Consider the following 19,208-nt stretch of genomic DNA (forward strand, 5'->3'; position numbering starts at 1 on the left):
ACTACAGCAACAGTAGTTAACGCGCAGTCGCCGAGCCAGTCACGGAACGAGGAGAAGAGCCATGATCGACGCCACCCCGACCACCTCGCCGAACCCTGCGACCCCGGTCAGCGCCGGACGCTCCCCCCGTCGCCGGGCCAGGCTGCGCTCCGCCCTGCTCACGATCCCGCTGGCCGCCGCCGGGCTCCTCGGCGCCGCAGCCGCACCGGCCCAGGCCGCCACCGCCGGCCAGAGCGCGACGCCCGACCGCGGCACCCCCGCGGATTCGCTGACCTGCCGGGGCCAGGGCATCGATCCCACCGCCACGCTCCACCACCGGACCGAGACCTTCATCAAGGCGCCGCTGCACACCATCTGGGACCTGCACACCGACGTGACGGGCTGGCCCTCCTGGCAGGCGCCCGTCACCAGCATGACGCGGCTGGATCCCGGGCCACTGCGGAAGGGCTCGCAGTTCCGGTGGACCACCCCGGCGCCCGCCACACCGGCGACCCCCGCCACCACCCTGGTCATCACCTCCACCGTCCAGCAGATCCAGCACGACCAGTGCGTCCGGTGGAGCGGTCCCGCGATCGGCGAGGGACTGCGCATCGACGAGGGCGTGCACGTCTGGAACTTCGTCAAGGTGCGGGGCGGCGTCATCGTCCGCACCGAGGAGAGCTGGACCGGCGGGCAGATCGAGGCCGACCCGGCCACCGCCATCAAATACCTCGCGCCGGGTCTCGACGCCTGGCTGGCCGACCTCAAGACCGCCGCCGAAGCCCGCTCCTACGACCACTGAGCCGCCGAAATCCGCGCAGCAAGCGGACTTCCCAGCCACCGAGGCGACCACGACCCGTAGGAGAAGACGATGATCACCACCATCCCGCGACGCGACCACGCGAACCGGACCGCCCACCGCACCTCGCTCCCCGTCCTCATCGCGGCCTGGGCCGTCCCGGTCCTCGTCCTCGGCCAGTTCGCCCTGATCGCCGGCATTCCCATCGCCGTCGTGCTGATCGGCACCCTGCGCGACACCCGCCTGCGCGCACTCGGCTGGTGGACCGGCGCCCTGACCGCGATCTACGCAGTCCCGTTGGCGCTCTGGGCGTTCGGGCCGAACGGCGCGCCGAGCCTGTCGAAGTACCTGAGCCCCGTCGCCACCGCGCTCGTCGTCGCGGCCGGCCTCGCCGTCGCCGTCGCGCACCACGTCCTGCGCCGACGCTCCGGAGCACCAACCCCCGAACAGGCCGCCTGAACGTTCCGCCCGGGCCCGGATCGAACGATCCGGGCCCGGGATCGGTCCGCCGGTCAGCCCGACACGGCGGCGAACATGCCGGGCTCGTAGGAGCCACCCTTCTGGCGCACGATCACGGCCATCCGGTTGGCCGCGTTGATCTGGGCGACCAGGCAGACCAGCGCGGCGAGCTGGTCGTCGTCGTAGTGCTCGCGCGCCAGGGCCCAGGTCTCGTCGGACACGCCGTGGCTGGCGTCGGCGAGCCTGGTGCCCTCCTCCGCCAGCGCCAGCGCGGCCTGCTCGGCCTCGGTGTACACGGTGGACTCGCGCCAGGTGGCGAGGAGGTTGAGCCGGACCGCGGGTTCCCCCTCGGCCGCGGCCTCCTTGGTGTGGTAGTCCGCGCACCAGCCGCAGCCGTTTATCTGGCTGACGCGCAACGACACCAGCTCCTGGGTGGATTTCGGCAGCGGCGACTGGGCGATTACCAGGCTGGCGTTGCCGAACCGCTTGGCGAACTTGGCGCCGATCTCGTTGTCGAACATGCTGAATCGGGATTCCATGGCTTCGTCCCTCGCTCGTGGTGTCGCGCTGTGCGAACACGAGATGCCGGCGGCCCGATCCCTGTGACAACCCGGCTTCGTGACGCGTGCCACACAGCGGCCGCGGCGTCGGGGCGCGCGATCTCGACTACGTCCGCGCCGACTCGTAGGTGTGCACGGCGATGTGGACGAAGGAGCGGACCAGGGGGCTCTCCTGCTCGGTCGCCCAGGCGACGACCAGGGGGCTCGGGGGCAGGTCGGTCAGCGGCGTCCAGGCCAGGCCCTCGGGCAGGTCGTGGGTGCGCGGCGCGATGCCGACGGTGCCGTTCCAGAGCACGGCCTGCATGCACTCGTTGATGGTGCGCACCACCGGACCGGCGCGCTGCTCGCCGGAGTGCGGCGCCCTGTTCCAGTAGGCGCGCCAGATCGGGTCGGTGCCGTCCGGGAGCTGAAGCCAGGGCCGGTCGGCGAGGTCGGCAAGGCACAGGGTGTGCCGGCCGGCGAGCGGGTCGTCCGCGCGCAGGACGACCCCGATCGCGTCGGAACGCAGCACCCGCATGCTGATTCCCGTGTCGTCGAAGGGCGCCCTGGTGAGCGCCACGTCGACAAGTCCGTTGCGCAGCCCCGTGGTGGGGTCGGTGAAGTCCGCCTCGCGGATCAGGATCGACACCCCGGGATGGTGCCTGCGGAAGGTCGCGGCCAGCCTCGTGCCGGCCTCTCCCGCGCTGTCGGCGAGCGTGCCGATGGTGAGCGTCGCGGTGCCGGCCGCCGCCGTCACTCGCGCCCTGGACTGCTCGGCCTGCTCCAGCAACGTGCGCGCCTCCGCGTACAGCACGGTCCCCGCCGGGGTGAGCTCGGCGCCGGTGGCCGAACGGCGCAGCAGCACCACACCCAGGTCGGTCTCCAGCTGCTTGATGGCCCGGCTCAGCGGCGGCTGCGTCATGTGCAGCCGGGCGGCGGCCCGCCCGAAGTGCTGTTCCTCGGCGAGGGCCACGAAGTAGCGCAGCAGGCGAAGTTCCATCACCAGCGACGATACCCACCCGGTATGGGGGCTGCGGAATCGGTGTTGGACGCCGGGCGCGTGCCGAGGCGAGAGTCGGGACATGCCTTCAGCACCCCTCATCCACGAACCGACCGTCGAGATCACCCAGGTCCGGGAACTCAGCCGCGACCTGGTGGTGATCCCGAACCGCGGTGTCGAGCTGGTGCCCAACATCGGCGTCATCGGCGGCAGCCACTCCGTGCTGGTCGTCGAGACCGGCCTTGGCCCACGCAACGCCGAGAAGGTGCTCGCCTTCGCGACGGAGTACGCCAGGGGCCGCAGGCTCTACCTGACCACGACGCACTTCCACCCCGAGCACGCGTTCGGCGCGCGGACCTTCGCCGGCGAGGCGACCTACCTCGTCAACCGCGCGCAGGCCGAGGACCTGGCCGGCAAGGGGCCTGGCTACCTGGAGATGTTCCTCGGCCTCGGCGCGTCGATCGCGCGGCAGTTGGCCGGTGTCGAGCTGGCCACGCCGGACGTGGTCTACGACGACGAGCACGAACTCGACCTCGGCGGCCGGGTCGTGCGGCTGCGGGCCACGGGACGCGCCCACAGCAGGGGCGACCAGGTGGTGACCGTTCCCGACGCTGGCGTGCTGTTCACGGGCGACCTGGTGGAGGCGGGACAGTTCGCGATCTTCCCGTGGTTCCCGCCGCACGACACCGACGTGTCGGGGCTGCGCTGGATCGAGGTGCTGCGCCGCCTCGCCGCGACCGACCCGGACGTGGTGGTGCCCGGCCACGGCGAGATCTCCGGCGCTGAGGTGCTGACCGAGGTCCGTGACTACCTCGAGCTGCTGCGCGACGAGACCTGGGCACGGCGCGACTCGGCGATGACCGAGGAGACCATGGTCGCGGAGGTCAGGGCGCTGATGATCGAGCGGCACCCGGAGTGGGTCGGCCAGGACTGGATCGAGAAGGGCGTCGGCTGTTTCTGCGCGGAGCACCCGTGACGCGGCGGTAGCCCGGCAGCACCGCCGTCACGGCTCTTCCGCGCGGCGCACTGCTGGGATGTCACGCGACCGGGATGTCAAGCACGGCAAGGAAAGCGGTCGCCGCGGGTGTGCGGCTTGTCGGGCTCCAGACGACGTACTCGATGCGGGCCGGCGCGTCGGAGACCTCGATGGTGACGACGCCGACCAGCTGCGGCGCGTAGGCGGCGGGGAGCATGGCCACGCCGAGGCCCTGTCCGACGAGGCGGGCGATGAAGTCCGCGCTGGACACCTCGAAGGCGACGTCGCGGGCGAGGCATGCGGCCTCGAAGGCCTGGTCGGACTGGACACGTCCGGCCGTCCCGGCCGGTAGGTCCACGAACACCTCGGTGGCCAGCCTGCCCAGGGTGACCACCGGTTCGCCAGCGAGCGGGTGGTCCGGCGCGACCACCGCGACGAGCCGGCCGCGGGCGAGCTCGTGGACGGCGACGCCGTCGGGTCGCGCCGTGGTCGGCAGGCCGAGGAAGGCCACGTCGATGACACCCTCCCTGACCTGCTCGGCAAGGTCGTCGCTCGCGCCGACCCGCAGGCTGATGCGCACGTGCGGGTAGCGCTGGCGGAACTCCCGCAGCGCGCCGGGGAGGTCGACCGCGGCGACCGTGGGGATCAGGCCGACGGCGAGCCGCCCGCGTACCTCACCGACCGCCGCGGCGACCTCGGCGGCTGCGCGCTCGGCGGCGTCGAGACACTGGCGGGCGGCCGGGAGGAACGCCGCACCGGCCGGCGTCAGCCGCACCCGGCGGCTGGTCCGCTCGAAGAGCCGCGCGCCCAGTTCCCGTTCCAGGCGCGCGATCTGGTGGCTGAGGGCGGACTGGACGACAAGGCATCGTTCGGCGGCCCTGGTGAAGCTGTTCGTCTCGGCGACGGCGAGGACGTAGCGCAGCTGTTGGAGCTCCATGGATCAATCTTGTATCGAGATCGATGAGCTGACAAACATGTATTGGACTCATTGATCGCGGAGATCGAGACTTCGAGTCGTGACAAGTCCAGCAACACCAACGGGTTCCGCCGGAACCGCCAGAGCCGCCCCCCGCGGAAACCTGCCTCGCACCGCCCTGACGGCGCTCGCCCCGGCGACGTGGGGCACGACGTACGTCGTCACCACCGAGCTGCTCCCCCAGGGACATCCGCTGTTCGCGGGGCTCCTGCGCGCGCTGCCCGCCGGCCTGATCGCGCTGGCGTTCACCCGGACGCTGCCGCGCGGGGTGTGGTGGGGCAAGGCCGCAGTGCTTGGCGTACTGAACATCGGGCTGTTGTTCCCGCTGCTGTTCATCGCGGCCGAACGCCTGCCCGGCGGCGTCGCCGCCACCCTGACGGCGGTGACGCCGCTCATCGTCGCCGTCCTGGCCGTGACCGTCCTGCACGAGAGCCCCTCAGCTCGGCGCTTCGCCTGGGGGCTGGTCGGCGCGGTGGGCGTCGGCCTGGTCGTGATCGGCCCGAACGCGGCGTTCGATGTGGTCGGCATCGCGGCGGGCCTCGCCGGCGCGGCCGCGATGGCGTTCGGCGTGACCCTCACCAAGCGCTGGGGACGGCCAACCGGTGTCAGCCCCACCGCGTTCGCCGGCTGGCAGCTCACCGCGGGCGGCCTGTTCCTGGCGCCCGTCACCGCCCTCGTCGAGGGGCCGCCGCCCGCGATCGGCCCGACCGCGGCGCTCGGCTACCTGTGGCTCGGTCTGGTCGGCGGCCTGATCACCTTCGTCCTGTGGTTCCGAGGCGTCACCACGTTGCCCGTCACCTCCGTCGCGGTGCTCGGCCTGCTCTCGCCGCTGGTCGCCGCCGTGCTCGGCGCCGTCCTGCTCGGCCAGACGCTCGGTCCGATCCAGCTCGTGGGATTCGGGCTCTCGCTCGCCGCGATCGTCGCGGGACAGCTGCCCGCACCCAACCGCGCACCGCGCTCCGTCGCATCACGCACACCGGAAGGAACACCTCGATGAGGATCGTCGTTGTCGGAGCCACTGGCATGGTCGGCTCGCGCGTCGTCAGCGAAGCCGCGGGACGGGGCCACGACCTCGTCGCGGTGTTCCGGACGACGCGGCCGACCGCCCTGCCGCCCGGCGTGACCGCCGTCGAGGGCGACGCGAACGACCCCGAACGCATGGGCGAACTGTTCAACGGCGCCAACGCGATCGTGGCCGCGACCCGGCCAGCCCCCGGGCTCGAACACACCTTCGCCACGACCACGACGGCGCTGCTCGACGCGGCCGCGACGGCCGGGACGCGCGTCCTCGTGGTCGGCGGCGCCGCCCCGCTCCTGGTCCCCGGCGATCCCGACCGGCTCGTGCTCGACAGCCCGGAGCACGTGCCGCCACAGTGGCGCACCATCGCCGCCGCCAGCGCCGCGCAACTGGACGCCTGCCGAGCGCACCCAGCGAACTGGGTCTATCTCAGCCCGCCCGTCGTCCTCGAACCCGGGCACCGCACCGGACAGTACCGACGCGGCACCACCACCCTCGTCGCCGGCGCCGACGGCACGTCGCGGATCTCGGCCGAGGACCTCGCCGTGGCCGTCCTCGACGAACTCGAGAACCCGCGCGAGGATAGGCACTTCACCGTCGGCGACTAGGCCGCCGGGAGTAGAGCCACCGCCGTCACATGTGCTCGGCGCCGGCCTTGATCGCGGCGCGGATCCTGGAGTAGGTGCCGCACCGGCAGATGTTGCGGATCTCGTCCAGGTCCGCGTCGCCGATCTCGTGGCCGGCCGCCCTGGCCTGCCTGACCTTGGCCACCGCGGTCATGATCTGGCCGGGCTGGCAGTAGCCGCACTGGGCGACGTCCAGGGCCAGCCACGCCTCCTGCATGGGGTGCAGGTCCTTGCCGACCGTCGCGGGCAGCCCCTCGATCGTGGTGATCTCGTCGGTGGGCTTGATCTTGGACACCGGCACCGAGCACGGGTTGAAGGCCTTGCCGTTGATGTGCGAGGTGCAGGACTTGCAGACGTTCAGGCCGCAGCCGTATTTGGGACCGGTGACGCCGAGCAGGTCGCGCAGCACCCACAGCAGCCGCACGTCGTCCTCGGCCTCGACCGTGACCTGCTTGCCGTTGAGCATGAAGGTGTGGCTTGGCACGAAGGGCTCCTCAGTAGGCGAAGTCGAGGCCGTCCACGGGCGACTGCGGGGTCGACGGTTCGAGCGGGTACGGCGTGAAGGCGAGGGTGTCGTGGTTGATCGGGAAGCTGGTCGGCATCGTGCCGGTCGCGCGGGCGTAGGCGCACGCGACGGCCGCGAGTGACGGCGCGACGCCGAGTTCGCCCGCGCCGCCGGGCTTTCCGGTCGTCGGCGGCAGCACGATGACCTTCAGGTCGAGCGGGGTGTTCCACTGCCGCGTGTAGAAGTAGTTGTCCCAGCTGCCTTCCAGCGGGATGCCGTTGTCGATGTGCAGGCTGGAGGTGAGCCCAAGCGCGATCGCGTCGTTCATCGCGCCGATCAGCTGCGCCTCGAGGCCGCGCGGGTTGATGGCGAAGCCGGGGTCGACCACGATCAACGCCCTGGTGACGCGGGGACCGGTGACGCCGTCGGGGACTTTCCGTTGCACGGTCTCCGGCCGGCAGTCGATCTCGACCAGGGACGCGACCGCCGCTCGGTACTCGGCGTGCAGCCCGATGCCCTGTGCCACACCGGGAGGCAGCGACCTGCCCCACTCGCCGGCATCGGCCGCCTTGTCCAGCACGGCCCGCAGCCGGTCGTCCTTGAGGAACTCGCGGCGGAACGCGACCGGGTCCTTGCCCATCCTCGCCGCGAGCTGGTCGACCACGAGTTCCTGGGCGCACACCACGTTGGGAGAGTAGATGTTGCGCATGCTGCCGGTGTTGAACCCCAGCGGCACCTCGTTGAGCAGCTGGGTGGTGACGCCGAAGTCGTAGGGCGAGGACTGGGTCAGCTCGAAGATCGTCTCGGCGAAGCCGAGATTGCCGGCGACGGGAAGCTGCGCGGCCGTCGAGGTGATCATCTCGCCGAGGCCGTGGCTGAAGTCGGTCCGCACGCTGGTGTGCCGCTGCTCGAAGCTGAGCACGGCGCCAAGCAGGTACGTCGCCCGGATCCGTGACGTGCACATCGGGTGGGTGCGGCCGTGCCGGAAGTCGTCGGTGCGCGACCACATCAGCTTGACGGGCTTGCCCATCGCCTTGGAGATCTCGGCCGCCTCGGCGGCCACGTCGTGGAAGAGGTGCCGGCCGAACGAGCCGCCGCCCTGCACCACGTGCACCGTCACCGCGTCCGGCGGCAGCCCGAGCATGGCCGCGATCTCCTGTTGGGCGACGATCGGCACCTTCAGGCTGGACCAGATCTCCGCGCTGTCCTGCCGGACGTCGGCGATCGCGTTGTCGGGTTCCAGCGGGCTGTTGCTGGCGAAGGCGAAGGTGAACTCGGCGTCGACGTGCTGGCTCAGCAGCGGCGGCACGGCCAGCGGCAGCTCCGCCGCCCTGACCTTGCGCAGCACCGTGTCGTCGGACTCGGTGTCCACGGTGCCGGGTCCCCAGGTCACCTCCAGCGCGCGCAGCGCGTCGATGCACTGGCCGAAGGTCTCGCCCCGGACGGCGACGCCGTGCGAGACGACCGCGATGTCGGTGACGCCAGGCATGGCCCGGACCGCGTCCGCGTTCCGCACCGACCCGACGGTGCCGTTGATCGTCGGCGGCCTGCGCACCATGGTCGGCTTCGCGTTCGGGACCCGCAGGTCCATCCCGAACGTCTTGCGTCCGGTCACGATGTCGCGCGCGTCGACGCGGTTCTGCGGCGTGCCAAGGATCCTGAACTGCTCGGGCGACTTGAGCGGCGCCGACACGGCCGTCGTCCTTGTGGCGGCCGCCGCGGCGGCGAGTGAACCGTAGGTGGCGCTGCGGCCGCTGGGGTGCGTGACCACCCCGTCGCGCGTGCCGAGTTCGGCGACGGGCAGGTTCCACTGCCTCGCGGCGGCGGCGACCAGTTGCTGGCGGGCGATCGCCGCCGCGGTGCGGACCGGGACGTACATGCTGCGCATCGAGTTCGAGCCGCCGGTGAGCTGGTTCATCAGCAGCTCGGGCCGCGCGTCGGCGAGCGTGACGATCACCTTGTCCAGCGGCAGGTCCAGCTCCTCGGCGATCATCATCGCGACCGCCGTGGTCATGCCCTGGCCGACCTCCGCTCGTGGCACCGCGAACGACGCGGTGCCGTCGGCGTTGACCTGGACCGAGACCAGGCCGGAGGTCGGCAGCGCGGCCAGGTTCTGTAGATCGCCGAGGTCGAAGAGGTCCTCGGGCTGCGGCAGGGACGGGATCGCGGCCTCGGCGGTCGGCGGGTCGAGCGACTCCGCTCCCCACTGCACGGCGACCGCCAGGGTGGGCGCGGCCAACAGGTAGCCGAGGAACCGGCGACGTCCCAGCCCGCCGGGTTCGGCGTCGGGTCCGTTCGGCGAACGACGGTGTTCTGCCATGGAGCTGTCCTCTCGACGCGCCGTGGCGGAGGGTCGCCCCGGCGCACTACCCGGATGGGTCCACGCCACGGAGTCCGTTTCGGGGGTGGGCCGACCATTGCGCGACGCGGATTCTGTCACGGGACACGCTCCGTCACCCATGGCCGGCACGATCACTTTCGAGTGAACCTGACCGCGTGAACCACCCTGTGTCGCCACGGTCGGTGATCGTGCCGGGTCAGCCGTAGGCGACCACGAACACGGCGACGACGGCGAGGAGGAAGGCCGGGTAGCCGATGCGGGCCGCCCGGCTCAGGGCTCGCTCCGCGGCGTCGCGTTTCGTGCTGGCGAAGCGTTTACGCAGCATCGCGACCAGCACACACATGGCGGCGAGCAGGATGAACGCGTAGTAGCCCCATTCCAGCGCCACGATGTAACTGACCGACGGGAGCTGGGAGGTCACGTTGTTGAGCAGGACCGCGGTGCTGAGGATCGCGGTGACGCCCATCGACACCGGCGCCCCGCTGTCGGATGCCCTGAAGAACAACGTCAGGTAGGCGACGCAGACGAGCAGCACCAGCGGCAGCAGGTTCTTGATCAGGAACGGGAGGACGTCCCGCTGGATCTCGATCTCGCCGGCGTACTGGCTGTAGTAGATGCCGGTCGCGGTGCCAGTGGCCTTGCCGTCGCCGAGCGCGTCGCTGCTGCCGACCGTCTGCCGGAAGAAGTGGACCGAGGAGGCGATCCAGTTCGGGATCCGGTTGATGTCGGCGTCGGCGTCGGCGCCGCTGCGCAGGTACTCGCTCGGATCCTGGTCCAGGATCTCCTTGTCGGTCACGTACGACACCTGGTCGGCGGTCTGTGTCCGGTTCTGCAACAGGACCGTGAGCCGCTGGCGGTCGAACGGGAAGTCGCGGAACTCGAGGCTGCCCTTGAAGCGGTCGGCCACCCGGTAGAGCCGGTAGGTGTGCCCGTTCTCCGTGACGTTGCGCAGCGGCTCGCCCAGCTTCAGGTCGGGCTTGACCGCGTTGACGAACTGCACGTCGGCGGCCACGTCGTCACCGCTGTACTTCAGCCACACGAAGAAGTCGACGAAGTAGGTTCCCGTCGTGGTGTCGAGATCGCGGATCTCGTTGAGGTTGATGCCGGTGCCGACCACCTGGCGGCGACTCAGGTATCGGCCCGCGACCGCGATGACGCTCCCCTTGGCCAGCCCGTCCTTCAGCGCATCGCCGCTCGGCGGCTCGTAGATCGTGAACTGCACCGGAGCCGAGACGAATCGGACCCCGTCACTGGTCACCATCGACACCGCCATCTGCGCGGACCCGTTCGCGTTGAAGTACAACGGCCCCAACAGCGCGGGGAAGGCGTTCTTCCTGTCCTTCAACGATGCCAGCGCGTCGCGCACCCGCTGCCGGTCCTCCGCCCGATGAAGCCCGTCGAAGCCGAGGCCGCCGATCTCCATCGCGTGCAGCCCGACCTTGACCGCCTGACGGGCCGTCGCGGCCTGCCACAGCGGCCGTTCCCCGTACCGGTGTTCGTAGGCGTCCGCCCAGATCTGCGCCGGACCGGACAACGAGTCCTGGGCCATGGGCGTCCCCATGAACAGGTTGGCGGTGAGCGATCCCGGCCGCTTCCGGTCCGCCTCCGCCCTGAGCAACGAGTCGTGGAACGCGATGGAACTGAGCGCCGAGGTTCCCAGGACGGGCGCCGTGACACCGGCCGACCGCAGCCCGTCGATCACCGCGAGACCGGTCTTCTCCTTCAGCGCCAACACGATGGGCGCGGTCGGGCTGTGCGTCCGCAGGGCCTCGACCGCGGCGTCGACCGAGGCGGCCGTGCGGCCGGGCTCGGCGGCGATCGGGAGGTCGGCGGTCACCCGGCCGAACGCGCCGAAGGATTCGCGGAAGGTCTCGTGGGCGGATCGCCCGTCCTCGTCCTCGTCGTAGACCACGGCCGCAGTCGTCGAGCCCAGCACGCGCGAGGCATAGACGGACAGGAAGTCGCTCTGGGTCCGGTTGCCGAACATGCTGCGGAAGTACCACCCGCTGCCGTCGGTGATCCTGGCCGAACTGGCCGACGGGGTGATGGCCGGGATCTTGGCCTGCTGGTAGATCGGCGCCGCCGCGAGCGCGGTGTCGCTGGTGCCGTGCCCGACGACGTAGAGCACCTTGTTGTCCCGGACGATGTCCTTCGCGATGGCGACCGCCTTGTCCGCCCTGCTCTCGTCGTCGTAGACGAGCAGTTCGACCGGGTGCCCAACGATCCCGCCCGCGGCGTTCACGCTGTCCAGGTGCATCCGCACGGCCCGCTCCATGTGCGAGGACGCCAACGCGTTGTCCCCGCTCATCCCGGCCACCAGCGCCACGTAGACCGGCTCGACCCGCGTGCTCCCGAACCCCGCCACCGCGCCCAGCAGCACGCACATGGCGACCACCGCCGCGCCCGCGACCGGCCAGATCCACCTCCGCCGGGTGGTCCGTCCCGCGCCGGCGCCGGAGTCGGCAGCCGGCCGCTCCGGTTCGATCAGGTCGGCGACCTCGGCAGGAGGCCGCGGGGTCACCCTGCCAAGGGCCCTGCGCGCGCGTGCCGTGGCCGGCTCGGCCTTGATCGCGTACGCCCTGTCCAGGCAGAACAGCCGCGCACCGGCGTCATCGACTAACTCGGCAAGCCAACGCCAGGCGGGCTCGTACTCCTCGTCCAACGCCAACGCGACCCCGAGCAGCTCGCGCGCCCGCTCGGGGTCGGACTCGCGGATGCCAAGCGCCCGATGGGTGAGCGCGACCGCGGTGTCGGGTTTCTCCGGCACGACACAACCTCCGTGATTGCTGTGGCCGGCGGGAGCGTAGGAGGTCGTCGGCTGCCCGATCGAGAAACCCCGATCGGCGTACTAGACCGATTCCACTGCTCGCGTGAGTGGGCGGTGTTCGTCGGCCGAACGCAGCTTGTCGGGGTTGCGGACGGCGTAGAGCCGGTGCACGAGGCCGTCGCGGATGTCGAACATGAGGATCGAGTCGAGCCTGCCGTCGACGCTCAACAGCACGGCGGGCAGCGCGTTGTAGGTGGCCAGCTGGGTGTCCCACTCCGACAGGCCGTTCCTGGCGAGCCCGGTGAGGTACTTCGCGACCGGTTCGCGACCCGTGATCGGCCACCGCGCCGCGGCCACCCGGCCGCCGCCGTCGGCGAGCTGGACGACGTCGGGGGCCAGCACGTCCATGAGCGCCTTGACATCGCCGGTCCTGGCCGCGAGCAGGAACCTGCCGACGACGGACCGACTGGTCTGCCGGTCGGGTTCGAAACGCTTCCGCCTGGCGTGCACGTGCGACCTGGCGCGATGGGCGATCTGCCGGACGGTGGCGTCAGACTTGCCGACCATGGCCGCGATCTCCGGGTGGCTGAAGCCGAACACCTCGCTCAGCACGAACACCACCCGCTCGTTCGGGCCAAGCGTCTCAAGGACCAGCAGCATCGCCATCGACACCGACTCGGCGAGGACCGCGTCGTCGCTGGTGTCGGACTCGGTGCGGACGGGCTCGGGAAGCCACGTGCCGACGTAGTCCTCCCGCCGCCTGCGGGCCGCGCGAAGCTGGTTGAGCGACTGCCTGGTGACCACCTGCACGAGGTACGCGCGCGGGTGCGTCACCTCACCGAAGTCGGTGTCGCGCAGGCGCAGGTAGCTGTCCTGCACCACGTCCTCGGCGTCGGTCGCGCTGCCGAGGATCTCGTACGCGATGGTGAACAGCAGCGACCGGTACTCGGCGAAGACCGCGTCGAGTGTCATCGAACCGCCGCTTCCTCCCTGTCGACCCGCGTCGGTGTGGGACCCGACGACCACCGGTAGGCGGCGGGCATGCTCTTGATCGACAGTACCGTCGATCGGCAGACGAGCTCCTTGACCAGGGCGGCGGGCCGGCCGGACAGCACGGCCCCGCGCGGGCTGTCGTCCGCGCGGGCGGCCTGGATTATCGCGGCGCGGCGCCCAAGGCCCACCGCCTGCCCGACGAGCCCGATCGACAGCGGCGTCGGCTCCTCGCCCCGGATCAGGGCCAGCACGGTGTCCGCGCCGTGCGCGCCGAGCGGGATCGCCGCCTGGCAGCTCATCCTGAGGTGTCCGGCCACGCTCGTCGGCGGCGCGACCGCGTCGCCGACGCCGACGATCCTCGGGTGACCGACGCACGCGAGCGTCTCGTCCGTGCGCAGCCTGCCCTGCTCGTCGACCGGAAGACCGCTGCGCAGCGCGAGATCGGGCACCTCGAACGGCCCGGCCCAGATCGTGCAGTCGCTCGAGAGGACACCGCCGTCGGTGTCGACCCGATCGGCGTGGACCGAGGTCGCGGTGGCGGCACGGATCGCCACACCGAGGCGGGTCAGCGTCCGCTCGACGCGAGCGCGGGTGTGCGAGGGCAGGCTCGGCGCGACCATCGGCGAGACCAGCTCCACCCGCAGCGCGGGGAACCGCTCGGCGAGCTCCGCCGACGTCTCGACACCGGTCAACCCGCCACCGACCACGACGACCCGCGCGCCCTGCGGCAGGGCCAGGACGCGCTCGCGCAGCTGGTGCGCCGCACCGAGATCGCCAACGGCGTTGGCGCCGCCGCCCATCCGGCGGCCGGACCGGCTGCCCACCGCGTACACGAGGTGGTCGAACTCCAGGACTTCGCCGTCGGCCAACCGGATCGACCGCTCCGCAATCACGTCCACGGTCGCCACCCGCAGGCGGACCTCGCGACGCAGGACACCGGCCAGCGGGACGACGGCCCGCGCGGTGCCGGCCACGTACTGGTGCAGCCGGATCCGCTCGACGAACTCGGGGCGCGGGTTCACCACGGTCACCTCGACGTCGCGACTCCGCGCCGCGATCCGGTTCGCCGCCATCACCCCGGCGTAGCCGGCTCCGACCACCACGATCCGCGCGCGCTCAGTCATCACGGGTCTTCCTTCCGCCGTTCCGTCCGGTCGACCCTGAGACACCGGGCGGGCCGCGACCGTGACAGGAAGCCGCTGTGTGCTGGGTCATGTCGGGGCTCGCTGGCCTCGACCGCGGCGACCGAAGCCGGGCGCGGTTGGTCCACACCATTGCGCGAAAGAGACTCATTGACTTTGTTCTCGCGCAGTAGTTGACAGGCTTCACGCAGTGACGATTCACTACTGGTGAAGCAGACCACGTGCGGGGTCTCGCCGGCCTCGCCGAGTGCGAGGTGAGTCGATGTTCGCGAGCTCTCGGTGGCGCCTGCGCGTGAGCGCGGTGGCGGTGGCGTCGCTGGTTCCGGCCCTGACCGCGATCGCCGGCCCGGCCTCGGCGACGGCGGCGGTGTTCGACACCGCGCCCGCGGTGGCGAGCCTGCAACGACTGCTGCCGGCGGCGCAGGCCGGGCAGATCACCCTGGTGCCGGCGGCGCGCACCGGCAGACAGGACAGCTACTCGGTGTCCGGTGCGGCCGGCGCCGTCCGGGTCGCCGGCACCTCGCCCGCGACGCTGCTGGCCGGGGTCGGCTGGTACCTGGCGCACGTGGCCATGGTCGACGTCGGGCTGACCGGCGACAGCCTCGGCCGGCTGCCCGCGACCCTGCCCGCGGTGCCCGCGCCCGTGACGCTGACCTCGGCGGTGGCGCACCGGTACGCGCTCAACGACACCGACGACGGCTATTCGGGCCCGTACCGGGACTTCGCCTCCTACCAGCGCGAGATCGACCTGTTGGCGCTGCACGGAATCAACGAGGTGTTCGTCCAGGTCGGCGCGGAACTCCCCTACTACCAGGCATTCCAGCGCTTCGGCTACACCGGGGCCGAGCTGCGCGGCTGGTTCCCCGCGCCGGCGCACCAGCCGTGGTGGCTGCTCCAGAACCTGAGCGGCTTCGGCGGCCCGGAGTCCGACCAGCTCGTCGCCGCGCGCGGGGCGCTCGGCGCGCGGGTGACCGGCCAGCTCCGCGCGCTCGGCATGACACCCGTGCTGCCCGGCTACTTCGGGACCGTGCCGCCGGGGTTCGCCGGCCGCAACCCCGGCGCGAACGTGGTGCCACAGGGCGACTGGGCCGGGTTCGCCCGCCCCGACTGGCTCGACCCGACCAACCCGGTGTTCGCCAGGGTCGCGGCGGCCTACTACGCGGCGCAGCGCGCCGACTTCGGCGACAGCGGGATGTACAAGATGGACCTGCTGCACGAGGGCGGAAACCCGGGTCAGGTCGATGTCGGCAGCGCCGCGCACGCCGTGCAGCAGGCGCTGGTGGCCGCGCATCCCGGCGCCACCTGGGCGATCCTCGGCTGGCAGAACAATCCCTCCGCTGCCCTGCTGTCCGGAGTGGACAGAACGGGAATGCTGATCGTGGACGGCCTTTCCGATCGGTACGACAACCTGGACCGCGAGACCACCTGGCAGGACACGCCTTACGCGTTCGGCAGCATCCCGAACTTCGGCGGCCACACCACGATCGGCGCGAACACCGGGGTGTGGGTGACCAGGTTCCGGCAGTGGCTCACCAAGCCGCACAGCGCGCTGGCCGGCATCGCGTACCTGCCGGAGGGCACCGGCGGCAACCCGGCCGCGTTCGAGCTGCTCGCCGACCTGGCCTGGCAGCCAGGCCAGGTGGACCAGGCGCGCTGGTTCGCGGACTACGCGGCCAGGCGGTACGGCGGCGCGGATCCGTCGGCCGCGGCGGCCTGGGACCAGCTGCGGCGCGGCCCGTACAGCATGCCGTCGGGCGCCTGGAGCGAACCGCAGGACTCGCTGTTCAGCGCGCGACCCGCGCTGACCGTCGGCAGCGCCGCCGCCTGGAGCCCGACCTCGTTGCGGTACGACCCCGGCACGGTGACGGCCGCGCTCCGGCGGCTGCTGGCGGTCGCGCCCGGCCTGCGCGGCACCGACGCGTACCGATTCGACCTGGTGGACACGGCACGGCAGGCGCTCGCGAACCGCAGCAGGACGCTGCTCCCGCTGATCAGCGCCGCGTACACGGCCGGCGACCTGACCAGGTTCCGCGCGCTGGTCGGCGAGTGGGCGCGCGAGGAGGCGTTGCTGGACCAGGTCGTCGGCAGCGACCGCCGCTTCCTGCTCGGTCCGTGGCTGGCCGCCGCGCGCGGCCAGGGCGCGACCCCGGCGGAACGGGACCAGCTCGAGTACGACGCGCGCTCGATCCTGACCACCTGGGGCGCGCGGTCCGGCAGCGAGACCGGCCTGCACGACTACGCGAACCGGGAGTGGTCCGGCCTGGTCGGCGGCCTGTACGCGAAGCGGTGGGACGCCTACTTCGCCAGCCTGGACACCGCGCTGGTCAACCACACCACCCCGGCCGCGATCGACTGGTTCGCCTTCGAGGACGCCTGGGCGCACCAGACCACCAGCTACCCGGTCACGCCCTCCGGCGACCCGGTCGCGCTGGCCTCGGCGGTCGCCGCGCTGGCGCCGACCGGGCCGGTCACCGGCATCGGCGGGGCGTGCGTCGACGTCACCAACGGCAGTTCCTCGGACTCCACCCCGTTGCAGCTGTACGGCTGCAACGGGACCGCGGCGCAGGCATGGACGTTGCCGGGCGACGGCACGGTGCGGGCGCTCGGCTCGTGCATGGACGTGCGCGGTGGCGCGACCACCGCCGGCACGACCGTGCAGCTGTACCAGTGCAACGGGACACCGGCGCAGTCCTGGGCCGCGCAGCCGAACGGCACGCTGCGCAACACCAAGTCCGCCCTGTGCCTCGACGCGTCGGGCGGGTCGTCGGCCGACCACACCCCGCTGATCGTCTGGACCTGCACCGGCACCGCGAACCAGGTCTGGCGGCTGCCGAGCTGACGGAGGCCGGGCCGCGCCGCCGAGCCGAAGTCCGGGACCCCACCCGAACGAGTGAACTTCGCGCGGCGCGACCGCGTGAGTGACCCGAGCACGGTGCCCTACCATCAACGCCCTGTCCACTATGGACTTCCGGCACAGGACGGAGCATGACCGTGGCTCAGGAAAGCGCACCGAGGAAGAGCGGTATCCGTGGTTGGCTCGGCGCGATCTCCGCGCGCCAGTGGGCCGCGATCGTCATCTTCGCCGCAGCGGTGACGTTCGTGCTCCAGAACTACGAGAACGCCAGCGTCCACGTGTTCATGTTGACGGTGACCATGCCGATCTGGCTGCTGCTGACCATCGCGCTCGCGGTCGGCGTGCTGATCGGGACGCTGATGCACCGCCGCAGTTAGCACCCGAACCGAGGCTGCGGCCGATCGCGCCGGCAGCGCCGACCGGGCGAGTGCCCGGTGGCGCGCCGGCGTTTCCCCGTCGTTGACGCGGTTCAGCCGATCCCGCCCGCCTCGCGGGCCGCCTGCTCGATCCGGTCCCGATGCCTCGCCCAGTCCGCCTGGTCCCTCGGCGGCAGGAAGTCGGCGGCCGCCTGCCACCCGGCGGCCCCGTCCACCAGCTCGCGGACGATGTCGGCGTGCCCGGCGTGCCGATGGGTCTCGGCGATCAGGTGGGCGAGGACCCGGTGCAGCGTCGCCGCCCCGTCCCGCTCCGGCCACCACGGCACGCGGCCGGTCGCGTCGAGGTCGAGCGCCTCGATCGTGGCGTCCGCGTGGGCGCACGCCCGTCGGTACACGCCGAGGATGTCCTCACGGGACTCCGTCGCGGTCGCCCACAGGTCGGTGTTGGGTTCCAGGCCGTTGGGCCCGAGGTCCGGGCGGAACCACGGCACCTGCTCGGCGAAGTGCCGGCCGAACACGAAGCCGAGGTAGAGCAGCTCGACGGTGCTCAGGTGCTTGACCAACCCGAGCAGGTTGGTGCCGGTCGGCGTCAGCGGCCGGCGGACGTCGTACTCCGAGAGTCCGTCGAGCTTCCACAGCACGGCGTCGCGGGCCAGCTGGAGATAGCGGCGCAGGTCGGCCTTCTGGTCTGCTTCGGTCATCGCGAGCCTGTCTCCCTTGCGGTGGTTGGTTCTGTCGAGGTGGAGACTCCCGCCGTGCGGCAGACTCATCGCTCGTGACGGAGTTTTCTTCGCCGGCCGCGAGTTCGGCTGCGGACCACACCGAGGACCGCGCCGAGGACGTCGACCTGGACCTGGCGCGCGGCGGCGACGACGCGGCGTTCGCCCGCCTGGTCGGGCCGCTGCGCCGGGAGCTGCACGCGCACTGCTACCGCATGCTCGGCTCCGCGTACGACGCCGACGACGCGCTCCAGGACACCCTGCTGCGGGCGTGGCGGGGGCTCGCACGCTTCGAGGGACGCAGCTCGCTGCGCTCGTGGCTGCACACCGTGGCCACGCACGCCTGCCTCGACGCCGTCGCGACCAGGGGCAGGCGCGCCATGCCCGTCGACCTCGGCCCGGCCAGCGACCGCGTCGTGCTCGACAACCCGCCGCGCGGCGAGATCGCCTGGCTCGGGCCGTATCCCGATGCCGGCCTCGCGCACGAGCTGGCCGGCCCTGCCGCGCGCTACGAGCAGCGGGAGGCCGTCGAACTGGCGTTCGTCGCCGCCCTGCAACACCTGCCTGGCAACCAGCGGGCGGCGCTGCTGCTGTTCGAGGTCCTCGGCTTCTCCGCAGCGGAGATCGCCGCCACGATGGACACCACCGTCGCGTCGGTGAACAGCGCCCTCCAGCGGGCCCGCCGGATCGTCGCCGAGAAGATCCCCGCCAGCACCCAACAGCGGACGCTGCGGGAGATCGACGACGCACGGCTGCGGGAGGTCGTCGCCGAGTACGCCGCCGCGATGGCGCGCGGCGACGCGGACGCGCTGGTCGCGCTGCTGACGGAGGACGTCACCTGGTCGATGCCGCCGCTGGCGCACTGGTATCGCGGCGTCGACGCGGTCAGGGACTTCGCCGAGCGGGTCCCGTTGACCGCGTGCGGTTCCTGGCAACACCTCGCCATCAGCGCCAACGGCCAGCCTGCCGTGGCGTTCTACCTCTGCAACGACGGCGACGGCGCGCACCTCGCGTGGTCGATCACCGTGCTGACGCTGCGCGGCGGGCGCATCGCCGAACTCACCTCGTTCCTCGGCGCGGAGCACTTCACGCATTTCGGGCTGCCCGCCTCGCTCGCCTGAAAGTTGCCACTGTCGAA

The 19,208-nt window shown here is 71.7% G+C and carries 17 protein-coding genes; 8 read left to right on the forward strand and 9 right to left on the reverse strand.

All coding sequences use genetic code 11. From position 1 onward, the window contains the following. The first annotated feature begins 61 nt into the window (after positions 1-61). Positions 62-781: an SRPBCC family protein gene (locus F0L68_RS24935; protein ID WP_149852226.1), complete on the forward strand. Its 720-nt coding sequence runs from the start codon at positions 62-64 to the stop codon at positions 779-781. 69 nt (positions 782-850) lie between these two features. Further along, complete coding sequence (locus tag F0L68_RS24940) at positions 851-1,237, forward strand: hypothetical protein (RefSeq protein WP_149852227.1); 387 nt, start codon at positions 851-853, stop codon at positions 1,235-1,237. A gap of 53 nt (positions 1,238-1,290) precedes the next feature. Here F0L68_RS24940 and F0L68_RS24945 read toward each other — a convergent pair whose 3' ends face one another. After that, positions 1,291-1,776 carry a carboxymuconolactone decarboxylase family protein gene (locus tag F0L68_RS24945; protein WP_149852228.1) on the reverse strand — a complete coding sequence of 162 codons (486 nt, stop codon included), beginning with the start codon at positions 1,774-1,776 and terminating at the stop codon, positions 1,291-1,293. Positions 1,777-1,903: 127 nt separating this feature from the next. Beyond that, a complete protein-coding gene (locus F0L68_RS24950; protein WP_149852229.1) occupies positions 1,904-2,776 on the reverse strand; it encodes a LysR family transcriptional regulator in 873 nt (290 codons plus the stop codon). A gap of 82 nt (positions 2,777-2,858) precedes the next feature. Here F0L68_RS24950 and F0L68_RS24955 point away from each other — a divergent pair, with 82 nt between their 5' ends. Continuing rightward, a complete protein-coding gene (locus F0L68_RS24955; protein WP_149852230.1) occupies positions 2,859-3,752 on the forward strand; it encodes an MBL fold metallo-hydrolase in 894 nt (297 codons plus the stop codon). A gap of 61 nt (positions 3,753-3,813) precedes the next feature. Here the strand turns inward: F0L68_RS24955 and F0L68_RS24960 are convergent, their stop codons facing one another. Next, the gene (locus F0L68_RS24960; RefSeq protein ID WP_149852231.1) at positions 3,814-4,689 is read right to left on the reverse strand and encodes a LysR family transcriptional regulator; all 876 of its coding nucleotides are present in this window, start codon (positions 4,687-4,689) and stop codon (positions 3,814-3,816) included. Positions 4,690-4,768: 79 nt separating this feature from the next. Between F0L68_RS24960 and F0L68_RS24965 the strand changes: the two genes are divergently transcribed. Beyond that, the gene (locus F0L68_RS24965; RefSeq protein ID WP_497857161.1) at positions 4,769-5,725 is read left to right on the forward strand and encodes an EamA family transporter; all 957 of its coding nucleotides are present in this window, start codon (positions 4,769-4,771) and stop codon (positions 5,723-5,725) included. Further along, positions 5,722-6,354: an NAD(P)-dependent oxidoreductase gene (locus F0L68_RS24970; RefSeq protein WP_149852232.1), complete on the forward strand. Its 633-nt coding sequence runs from the start codon at positions 5,722-5,724 to the stop codon at positions 6,352-6,354. Before F0L68_RS24965 ends, F0L68_RS24970 begins: the two co-directional genes overlap by 4 nt. Positions 6,355-6,379: 25 nt before the next feature. Here F0L68_RS24970 and F0L68_RS24975 read toward each other — a convergent pair whose 3' ends face one another. The 5 genes from F0L68_RS24975 to F0L68_RS24995 form a co-directional block, all read right to left on the reverse strand. Beyond that, positions 6,380-6,856 carry a (2Fe-2S)-binding protein gene (locus F0L68_RS24975; RefSeq protein ID WP_149852233.1) on the reverse strand — a complete coding sequence of 159 codons (477 nt, stop codon included), beginning with the start codon at positions 6,854-6,856 and terminating at the stop codon, positions 6,380-6,382. A gap of 10 nt (positions 6,857-6,866) precedes the next feature. Continuing rightward, positions 6,867-9,197: a molybdopterin cofactor-binding domain-containing protein gene (locus F0L68_RS24980; protein ID WP_149852234.1), complete on the reverse strand. Its 2,331-nt coding sequence runs from the start codon at positions 9,195-9,197 to the stop codon at positions 6,867-6,869. A 217-nt stretch (positions 9,198-9,414) separates the two neighbouring features. After that, positions 9,415-11,985, reverse strand: coding sequence for an ABC transporter substrate-binding protein (locus F0L68_RS24985; RefSeq protein ID WP_149852235.1), 2,571 nt, complete (start codon positions 11,983-11,985; stop codon positions 9,415-9,417). An 81-nt stretch (positions 11,986-12,066) separates the two neighbouring features. Beyond that, positions 12,067-12,957 (reverse strand): RNA polymerase sigma-70 factor, encoded by an 891-nt coding sequence (locus F0L68_RS24990; protein WP_149852236.1) that lies wholly within the window; start codon positions 12,955-12,957, stop codon positions 12,067-12,069. Then, positions 12,954-14,102, reverse strand: a complete 1,149-nt coding sequence (locus tag F0L68_RS24995; protein WP_149852237.1) for an NAD(P)/FAD-dependent oxidoreductase — start codon at positions 14,100-14,102, stop codon at positions 12,954-12,956. The genes F0L68_RS24990 and F0L68_RS24995 overlap by 4 nt, the downstream gene beginning before the upstream one ends. 280 nt (positions 14,103-14,382) lie before the next feature. On the opposite strand from F0L68_RS24995, the gene F0L68_RS25000 reads away from it, so the two are divergent. Together F0L68_RS25000 and F0L68_RS25005 are read left to right on the forward strand one after the other, a co-directional pair. Next, the gene (locus tag F0L68_RS25000; protein WP_149852238.1) at positions 14,383-16,959 is read left to right on the forward strand and encodes an alpha-N-acetylglucosaminidase; all 2,577 of its coding nucleotides are present in this window, start codon (positions 14,383-14,385) and stop codon (positions 16,957-16,959) included. A 146-nt stretch (positions 16,960-17,105) separates the two neighbouring features. Beyond that, positions 17,106-17,351, forward strand: coding sequence for a LapA family protein (locus F0L68_RS25005; RefSeq protein WP_149852239.1), 246 nt, complete (start codon positions 17,106-17,108; stop codon positions 17,349-17,351). Between the two features lie 92 nt (positions 17,352-17,443). Here the strand turns inward: F0L68_RS25005 and F0L68_RS25010 are convergent, their stop codons facing one another. Continuing rightward, entirely contained in the window at positions 17,444-18,052 is a 609-nt protein-coding gene (locus F0L68_RS25010) for a DinB family protein (RefSeq protein WP_149852240.1), read from the reverse strand. Between the two features lie 146 nt (positions 18,053-18,198). Here F0L68_RS25010 and F0L68_RS25015 point away from each other — a divergent pair, with 146 nt between their 5' ends. Continuing rightward, positions 18,199-19,191 (forward strand): sigma-70 family RNA polymerase sigma factor, encoded by a 993-nt coding sequence (locus tag F0L68_RS25015; protein WP_223199112.1) that lies wholly within the window; start codon positions 18,199-18,201, stop codon positions 19,189-19,191. The last annotated feature ends 17 nt before the right edge of the window (positions 19,192-19,208 follow it).

The sequence above is a fragment of the Solihabitans fulvus genome (assembly GCF_008386585.1).
In the GTDB taxonomy this organism is placed as follows: domain Bacteria; phylum Actinomycetota; class Actinomycetes; order Mycobacteriales; family Pseudonocardiaceae; genus Solihabitans; species Solihabitans fulvus.